Genomic DNA, 7,900 nt, shown 5'->3' with positions numbered 1-7,900 from the left:
ATCGATCTCGGCGTCGACGAGCGTGCCGTCCAGCACTACACCGTGCTGCAGTACGTCCCCGAGCCCGAGACGCTGCACCGCGGGATCCGCAGGCTGGAGTCGGGCAGCTACGCGCGGATCCGCCCCGTGCGACCCGTGCCCGGAGAACACCCACACGGCGCCGTCGCCGGCGCCGGGGACCACCGAGCCCGTCACCACACGGGGGTCGCGCCGCTGCGCCGCCAACGCGTCCAGCGCGTCGGCCGCGCCGATGGCCTGACCGCCGTCGGGGAGCACCGCCGCCCTGACCGGTTCGTGGGCACGGCGCGTCCACAGCGTGGCGGCGACTTCCCCGACGGAGAGGTCCGAAGCGCGCAGATGATCCGCCAAGGCGCCGGCCTGCTCGGCCAGCCGAGCCTCCGACCGCGCCGACAGCGGCAGGAAAGCCGCTCGGCCCGAAGCCGTTTCGGCAGGCGCAAGCGGGGGTGCCTCCTCGAGCAGGACGTGCGCGATGGTGCCGCCGTAGCCGTAGCTGCACACCGCGGCGCGGCGCGGTTCGGCGCCGCGCGGCCACGGCTCAATCTCGGTGGGCACCCGCAGTCCGCTGTTGTCCCAGTCGACGGCGGTGGTCAGCGTGCGCACGCCCGCGGTGGGCGGAAGCTGCTCGTGATAAAGGGCCAGGGTCGCCTTGACCAGTCCGACGACGCCGGCGCCGCCTTCCAGGTGTCCGGTGTTGGGTTTGACCGACCCCACGGCGCAGGGAGTGTCGGCGCGGCCTTCGCCGTAGACGGCCGACAACGCCTTGAGCTCGACGGGATCGCCTGTGGGGGTGCCGGTTCCGTGTGCTTCGAGGTAACCGACGCTGGCGGGAGTGACACCGGCGGCCCGGCAGGCGATCCGGAAGAGGTCCTCCTGGGCCTGGCCGTTGGGCGACATGATGCCCACGGTCCGGCCGTCCTGGGCGACCGCGCCGCCGCGCACCACCGCGAGCACGCGGTCACCGTCTCGAACCGCATCGGTCAACCGCTTGAGCACGACGACCGCGGCGCCCTCACCGCGGCCGTAGCCGTCGGCGGAGTCGTCGAACGTCTTGCAGCGGCCGTCGGGCGCCGTCGCTCCCGCGACGTCGAGCACCCGCGTCAAGCCGGGGCCGATCAGCGCGCTGACCCCACCCGCCAGCGCGAGCGAGGTCTCACCGTCGCGCAACAGTTGGCAGGCCTGGTGCACCGCGACGAGCGAGGCCGCGCACGCCGCGTCCAGCGCGACGCTGGGCCCGCGCAGATCCAGTAGGTGGGACACCCGGTTGGCCACGCCGCACAGCGAGGTGCCGATCCCGGTCCAGGCTTCGATGCCGGCGATGTCCTCCATGAGGAGCTTGCCGTAGTCGTCGGAGTTCACGCCCATCAACACCGCGGTGTCGCTGCCGGCCAGGGACCGCGGCGAGATGCCCGCGTGTTCCAGCGCCTCCCACGACACCTCGAGCGCCATGCGTTGCTGCGGGTCCATCAGTTCGGCTTCGCGCGGTGAGACGCCGAAGAACTCGGCGTCGAAGCCGGGCAGGTCGTCGAGGAACGTGCCCCACCGGGTGGTCTCCCGGAGCAGTGCGGCGTTGCGGGGGTCGCGGTGCAGGTAGGGCTCCCAGCGTTCGGCCGGCACCTCGGTGACCTTGCTGCCACCGGCGAGCAGGAACGACCACAAGTCCTGCGGTGTGGACACGTCGCCCGCGAGTCGGCAGCCGATGCCGACGATGGCGATCGGCTCGGCGGGCGGGCCGCCGTTCAGTGCCACGGCCGGAACGCGGGCACAGTGTGGATAGCCTTCCCTAACCCTGGCTTCGACATGCCGAACATCCTGGCACAGGGAGTTTGCTCGCAGGAAGGTACCCGGCGCAGGTCGGCCGCCGGCGGTGAGCGGCGTCCGTCACATACGGGGTGGCGGTTGGGCCCCGGGATCCTCGGGATCGACCTCGACCGCATAGGAGGTGATCGTGGTGATCTTGTCGCCGGCGAACTCGTAGACGGCGCAGCTGGCGACCGCGGTCACTCCGTCGGGCCGCACGTAGCGGGCGACGGTGTCCACCGCGACGACCTCACCGCCGGCGGCGGTGACACGCCGGTCGAACTCCACCGACGTGCCCTGCAGGCTCTCCAGCGTGTCCCGACAGGTCCGCCGGACCGCGTCGGCGCCTTCGAGGACCATGCCGCCGACGATCGTCCATTTGACGTCCCGCGCGAGGTGGTCCAGGGCGTCCTCGAAGCGGTGCTCGGAGAACGCGCGGGCCACCGCCGCGGAGTCGAATGCCATGCGCACGACCGTAGCGCCCCGGGCGGGCGGCACGGTATGAGTAGACCTATGAAACTGTCCGGCGTCGGCCTGTGGAGTTCGCAACTGCGATACGGAAATCCGGACGAGGCGGCCGAAGCCGCCGCCGAACTGGACGGGCTGGGCTTCACCGCCCTGTGGATCCCCGACGTCGGCGGTCCGGTGCTGGACTCGGTGGACAACCTGTTGTCGGCCACGCAGAAGACGATCATCGCGACCGGCATCCTGAACCTGTGGATGCACGACGCCGCCGAGGTCGCGACGCGCTACGCCGCGCTGTCCGAGGCCCACGGCGAGCGGTTCCTGCTCGGCATCGGTGTCAGCCACGCGCCGCTGATCGACTCGAAGGAACCGGGCCGCTACCGCAAGCCGCTGGCCGCGACGGAGGCGTTCCTCGACGGCATCGACGCGTCCGCCCAGCCGGTCCCGGCGGCCAATCGGGTGCTGGCCGCGCTGGGCCCGAAGATGTTGCAGCTGTCGGCGACGCGGGCCGGCGGTGCGCACCCGTACCTGACCACGCCCGAGCACACCCGCCAGGCGCGTGAGGTGCTCGGCTCCGGACCGATGTTGCTGCCCGAGCAGACCGTGCTGCTCACCCAAGACCGGGACGAGGCCCGCGCCATCGGCACCCAGTGGCTGCAGTCGTACCTGGCGCTGCCCAACTACGCGAACAACCTGCTGCGGCTCGGCTTCTCCGAGGAGGACCTGACCTCGGTCAGCGACCGGGTCTTCGACGCGCTGGTCGCCTGGGGCGACGAGGACGCGGTCCGGCGGCGGGTCCGGGAGCACCTCGACGCCGGGGCCGACCACGTGTGCGTGCAGGTGCTGACCGCCGATCCGCGCGAGTTCCCGCGCGAGCAGTGGCGCCGGCTCGCCGCCGCGCTTCTCTAGGGTCAGCTCAGCAGGTCCCGCACCACCGCGTCGGCGAGCAGCCGTCCGCGGTCGGTGAGCACCAGCCGCTCCCCGTCGGTGCGCAGCAGACCGTCCTCGACGGCGCGTTCCGCGCGTGCGCGTTCGGCCGCGGACAGCATCTCGGCCGACAGGCCGGTGCGCAGCCGCACCCGCAGCATCACGTCCTCCACGTGCGCGGTCTGCGCGTCCAGTTCCTCGAAGTCGGCCACGGGCAGACCGCCGCCCTCGAGCACGGCCGCATAGGCGCTGGGGTGCTTGACGTTCCACCATCTGGTCGAGTCGACGTAGCCGTGCGCGCCGGGCCCGGCGCCCCACCACTCGCCGCCGTCCCAGTAGCCGATGTTGTGCCTGCACTCCCCGCCCGGGCGGCTCCAGTTCGACAGCTCGTACCAGTCGAAGCCGGCATCGGCCAGACGCCGGTCGAGCAGTTCGTAGCGGCGGGCCAGCACGTCGTCGTCGGGCGCCGGGAGCTCGCCGCGACGCACCCGGCGGGCCAACGCGGTGCCGTTCTCGACGATCAGCGCATAGGCCGATACATGGTCGACGCCGGCGTCGACGGCCGCGTCGACCGAGGCCATCAGGTCGGCGTCGGTCTCGCCCGGGGTGCCGTAGATCAGGTCGAGGTTGACGTGGTCGAAGCCGGCCTCGCGGGCCTCGCGGGCGGCGTCGAGCGCCCGGCCGGGTGAGTGCACGCGGTCCAGCGCGGCCAGCACGTGCGGCGCGGTGGACTGCATGCCCAGCGAGATCCGGGTGTATCCGGCGCGGCGCAGGCCGGCGAAAAACGCCGCCGACGTGGACTCCGGGTTGGACTCGGTGGTGACCTCGGCGCCGGGGGCCAGCGCGAATTGGTCGCGGATCGCGTCGAGCACGGCGGTCAGACCTGCAGCACCGAGCAGTGACGGCGTCCCACCGCCGACGAACACCGTCTGCACGTCCGGCGGATGACCGAGGTGCGCGGCCGCCAACCGCAACTCGGTCCGCAGCGCGGCCAGCCAGCCGTCCGGGTTGGCGCCCCCCAGCTCGGCCGGCGTGTAGGTGTTGAAGTCGCAGTATCCGCAACGCGCCGCGCAGAAGGGCACGTGGATGTACAGCCCGAACGGACGGCCCGGGCGGGCCGCCATGCCGGGCAGCAGGGGACGCTGCGCCGTGTCCGGATACGGTGTCACCCGCCCAGTCTTCCAGAGCGGATTTCCGCTCACCGTGAGCGCAAATATCGCCCGGTTAGGGCTGGTGTGGGTGTCCGTGGCACAATTGGGCACGTGACTGCAGCCCACAGCTTCCCACGCCGGGTCTCGCTGGTGGCGCGCCGCCATGTCGACTTCAAGCGCGTCTGTACCTGTTGCTGTCTTCGCTGACGACAGATCTCGTAGGACCCAGCCCCCTATCCACTCTGCTGGCCGACGGATCTGCGCCGCCGGTCAGCCCCCGGTGAAGAGCGCGATCTGAACGCCGGCTCCGACCAGGAGCCCGATCAATGACCACAGCCAAACAAGCCGGCTCGCCGGCGGCCGCCAAACAAGCCGGTTCCCCGGCCGCCAAGCCCGCCAAGCGCCAGCGCGGCGAGGGCCAGTGGGCGCTCGGCTACCGCGAGCCGCTCAACCCGAACGAGCAGTCCAAGAAGGACGACAACCCGCTCAACGTCCGGGCGCGCATCGAGAACATCTACGCCCACCAAGGCTTCGACAGCATCGACAAGGGCGACCTGCGCGGCCGGTTCCGCTGGTGGGGCCTCTACACCCAGCGCAAGCCCGGCTACGACGGCACGTGGACCGGTGACGAGAACACCGACATGCTCGAGGACTCGTACTTCATGCTGCGGGTGCGCTGCGACGGCGGCGCCCTGAGCACCGAGGCGCTGCGCACCCTGGGCGGCATCTCCACCGAGTTCGCCAGGGACACCGCCGACATCTCCGACCGGCAGAACGTCCAGTACCACTGGATCCAGGTCGAGAACATGCCCGAGATCTGGAAGCGCCTCGACGCGGTGGGCCTGCAGACCACCGAGGCGTGCGGCGACTGCCCCCGCGTGGTGCTCGGCTCGCCGTTGGCCGGCGAATCGCTCGACGAGGTGATCGACGGGACCCCCGCGGTCGACGAGATCGTGCGCCGCTACATCGGCAAGAAGGAGTACTCCAACCTGCCGCGCAAGTTCAAGACCGCGATCTCCGGTCTGCAGGACGTGGTGCACGAGGTCAACGACGTCGCGTTCATCGGGGTGAACCATCCCGAGCACGGCCCCGGCTTCGATCTGTGGGTCGGCGGCGGGCTGTCGACCAATCCGATGCTGGCCCAGCGCGTCGGCGTGTGGGTGCCACTGGACGAGGTGCCCGACGTGTGGGAGGCCGTCGTCAGCGTGTTCCGCGACTACGGCTACCGGCGGTTGCGTTCCAAGGCGCGGCTGAAGTTCCTGATCAAAGACTGGGGCGTCGAAAAGTTCCGTGAAGTTCTCGAGACGGAGTACCTGAAGCGGCCGCTGCTGGACGGCCCGGCCCCCGAGCCGGTGACCCGCCCGATCGATCACGTCGGGGTGCAGAAGCTCAAGAACGGCCTCAACGCCGTCGGCGTCGCGCCGATCGCCGGGCGCGTGTCGGGCACCATCCTGACCAAGGTCGCCGACCTGGCCGAGGCCGCGGGCAGTAACCGCATCCGGTTCACGCCGTACCAGAAACTGATCATCCTCGACGTCGCCGACGACAAGCTCGACGACTTGCGCGCGGGGCTGGATGCGCTGGGCCTGCCGTCGACCCCGTCGCACTGGCGGCGCAACCTGATGGCCTGCACGGGCATCGAGTTCTGCAAGCTGAGCTTCGCCGAGACCCGCAAGCGCTCGCAGGTGCTGGTGCCGGAGCTGGAGAAGCGGCTGGAGGACATCAACGCGCAGCTGGACGTGCCGGTGACGATCAACATCAACGGCTGCCCCAACTCGTGCGCCCGCATCCAGGTCGCCGACATCGGCTTCAAGGGCCAGATGGTCGACGAGGGTGACGGCCCCGAGGAGGGTTTCCAGGTGCATCTGGGCGGCAGCCTGGGCCTGGACAGCGGGTTCGGCCGCAAGCTGCGCCAGCACAAGGTGCTCTCCAGTGAGCTCGGCGACTACATCGAGCGGGTGGTGCGCAATTTCGTGAAACAACGCGAGCAGGGCGAGCGTTTCGCTACGTGGGCGCTGCGCGCCGACGACGCGGACTTGAGGTGACTGGATGACTGACACGCTGAACGACATCGATCTGCAGCGACTGGCCGAACGCGGCGCCGCCGAGCTCGGGCCGGACGCCACCGCCGAGGAGCTGCTGCGCTGGACCGACGAGAACTTCGGCAACAGCTACATCGTGGCCTCCAACATGCAGGACGCGGTGCTGGTCGATCTCGCGGCCAAGCTCCGTCCGGGCGTCGACGTGCTGTTCCTGGACACCGGCTATCACTTCGTGGAGACCATCGGTACCCGGGATGCCGTCGAGGCGGTCTACGACGTCAACGTCGTCAACGTGCGGCCCGAACGGTCGGTGGCCGAGCAGGACGCGCTGCTGGGCAAGAACCTGTTCGAACGCAACGCCAACGAGTGCTGCCGGCTGCGCAAGGTCGAGCCGTTGTCCAAGGCGCTGCAGGGCTATTCGGCGTGGGTGACCGGCATCCGCCGGGTGGAGGCTCCGACCCGTGCGAACGCGCCGCTGATCAGCTGGGACAAGGCTTTCGGGCTGGTGAAGATCAACCCGCTGGCCGCCTGGACCGACGAGGACATGCAGGCCTACATCGACGCCAACGGCATTCTGGTGAATCCGCTGGTCGACGAGGGCTACCCGTCGATCGGCTGCGCGCCGTGCACCAACAAGCCGGTCGAGGGCGCCGACCCGCGCAGCGGTCGCTGGGCGGGACAGTCCAAGACGGAATGCGGGCTGCACGCATCGTGACGCTCGTGCTCACCGCGCACGGCAGTGCCGACCCGCGGTCGGCGGCCACGGCGCGCTCGATCGTCGAGTGCGTGCGGTGGCTGCGGCCCGGCTTGGACGCCCGGATCGCGTTCTGCGAGCAGAACGCACCGAATCTGCGCGACGTGCTGGCCACCCTGCGTCGCCGCCCCGGGGTCGTCGTCCCGCTGTTGCTGGCCGACGCATATCACGCCCGGGTCGACATCCCGGAAATGATCACCGCGTCGGGCGCGGACGTGCGCCAGGCGGACGTGCTGGGTGAGGACGACAGACTGATCCACGTGCTGCGGCAGCGCCTCGAGCACGCGGGAGTGTCGCGACTGGATCCGAGCGTCGGGGTGTTGGTGACGGCCGTGGGCTCGTCCCGCCCGGCGGCCAACGCCCGCACCGCGACGGTGGCGCGCGAGCTGACGCTGACCACGCGGTGGGCTGCCACGACGGCGTTCGCCACCGGCCCGCAGCCCACGCTCGCCGAAGCCGCTGCTGAGCTCCGCGGCCGCGGCGCCACCCGGATCGTGATCGCGCCCTGGTTCCTCGCGCACGGCAGGATCACCGACCGCGTCGCGGAATTCGCAGTGGCACAGGGCATTCCGATGTCGGCACCGCTCGGTGCGCACCGGCAGGTCGCCGCGACGGTGCTCGACCGCTTCGACGCCGCGCTGACGGTGGACGCCGCCGCCTGACTCGGAGCATCGTCGGGGAGTCGGTACTGTTGACAGCGTCACCCCAGCTTGAGCAAGGACTCGATGCAACCTCATAGACCC

At 70.7% G+C, this 7,900-nt stretch carries 6 protein-coding genes and 2 pseudogenes; 5 read left to right on the top strand and 3 right to left on the bottom strand.

The features are described 5' to 3' along the window. Nucleotides 1–126: pseudogene (locus ASJ79_RS35090) on the top strand (hypothetical protein); the annotation flags it as partial. On the opposite strand, the pseudogene ASJ79_RS16635 reads toward ASJ79_RS35090, so the two are convergent. Together ASJ79_RS16635 and ASJ79_RS16630 are read right to left on the bottom strand one after the other, a co-directional pair. After that, nucleotides 85–1,767, bottom strand: a pseudogene (locus ASJ79_RS16635) (type I polyketide synthase); the annotation flags it as partial. The pseudogenes ASJ79_RS35090 and ASJ79_RS16635 sit on opposite strands and share 42 nt — an antisense overlap. 132 nt (nucleotides 1,768–1,899) lie before the next feature. Further along, nucleotides 1,900–2,283, bottom strand: coding sequence for a nuclear transport factor 2 family protein (locus tag ASJ79_RS16630; protein ID WP_067957218.1), 384 nt, complete (start codon nucleotides 2,281–2,283; stop codon nucleotides 1,900–1,902). A 48-nt stretch (nucleotides 2,284–2,331) separates the two neighbouring features. Here ASJ79_RS16630 and ASJ79_RS16625 point away from each other — a divergent pair, with 48 nt between their 5' ends. Beyond that, on the top strand, nucleotides 2,332–3,192 hold the full coding sequence (locus ASJ79_RS16625) for an LLM class F420-dependent oxidoreductase (RefSeq protein ID WP_067957214.1): 861 nt from the start codon (nucleotides 2,332–2,334) through the stop codon (nucleotides 3,190–3,192). Between the two features lie 2 nt (nucleotides 3,193–3,194). Here ASJ79_RS16625 and hemW read toward each other — a convergent pair whose 3' ends face one another. Continuing rightward, complete coding sequence (gene hemW, locus ASJ79_RS16620; protein WP_067957237.1) at nucleotides 3,195–4,334, bottom strand: radical SAM family heme chaperone HemW; 1,140 nt, start codon at nucleotides 4,332–4,334, stop codon at nucleotides 3,195–3,197. Between the two features lie 353 nt (nucleotides 4,335–4,687). On the opposite strand from hemW, the gene ASJ79_RS16615 reads away from it, so the two are divergent. The 3 genes from ASJ79_RS16615 to ASJ79_RS16605 are packed head-to-tail and all read left to right on the top strand — an operon-like array spanning nucleotide 4,688 to nucleotide 7,819. Beyond that, nucleotides 4,688–6,406: a nitrite/sulfite reductase gene (locus ASJ79_RS16615; protein ID WP_067957211.1), complete on the top strand. Its 1,719-nt coding sequence runs from the start codon at nucleotides 4,688–4,690 to the stop codon at nucleotides 6,404–6,406. A 4-nt stretch (nucleotides 6,407–6,410) separates the two neighbouring features. Then, on the top strand, nucleotides 6,411–7,118 hold the full coding sequence (locus ASJ79_RS16610; protein ID WP_067957206.1) for a phosphoadenylyl-sulfate reductase: 708 nt from the start codon (nucleotides 6,411–6,413) through the stop codon (nucleotides 7,116–7,118). Next, nucleotides 7,097–7,819: a sirohydrochlorin chelatase gene (locus tag ASJ79_RS16605; protein WP_231750876.1), complete on the top strand. Its 723-nt coding sequence runs from the start codon at nucleotides 7,097–7,099 to the stop codon at nucleotides 7,817–7,819. The genes ASJ79_RS16610 and ASJ79_RS16605 overlap by 22 nt, the downstream gene beginning before the upstream one ends. Nucleotides 7,820–7,900: the final 81 nt, after the last annotated feature.

This window comes from Mycobacterium sp. NAZ190054, assembly GCF_001545925.1.
Taxonomy (GTDB): Bacteria; Actinomycetota; Actinomycetes; order Mycobacteriales; family Mycobacteriaceae; genus Mycobacterium.
The sequence above is the reverse complement of the archived record's forward strand: the minus strand, read 5'-3'. Positions and strand labels throughout refer to the sequence as shown.

Bases quoted from the DNA above. Each gene is read 5' to 3' on its own strand.
- ASJ79_RS16630 (WP_067957218.1), bottom strand. From the start codon at position 2,283: ATGGCATTCGACTCCGCGGCGGTGGCCCGCGCGTTCTCCGAGCACCGC.
- ASJ79_RS16625 (WP_067957214.1), top strand. From the start codon at position 2,332: ATGAAACTGTCCGGCGTCGGCCTGTGGAGTTCGCAACTGCGATACGGA.
- hemW (WP_067957237.1), bottom strand. From the start codon at position 4,334: ATGGCGGCCCGCCCGGGCCGTCCGTTCGGGCTGTACATCCACGTGCCC.
- ASJ79_RS16615 (WP_067957211.1), top strand. From the start codon at position 4,688: ATGACCACAGCCAAACAAGCCGGCTCGCCGGCGGCCGCCAAACAAGCC.
- ASJ79_RS16610 (WP_067957206.1), top strand. From the start codon at position 6,411: ATGACTGACACGCTGAACGACATCGATCTGCAGCGACTGGCCGAACGC.
- ASJ79_RS16605 (WP_231750876.1), top strand. From the start codon at position 7,097: ATGCGGGCTGCACGCATCGTGACGCTCGTGCTCACCGCGCACGGCAGT.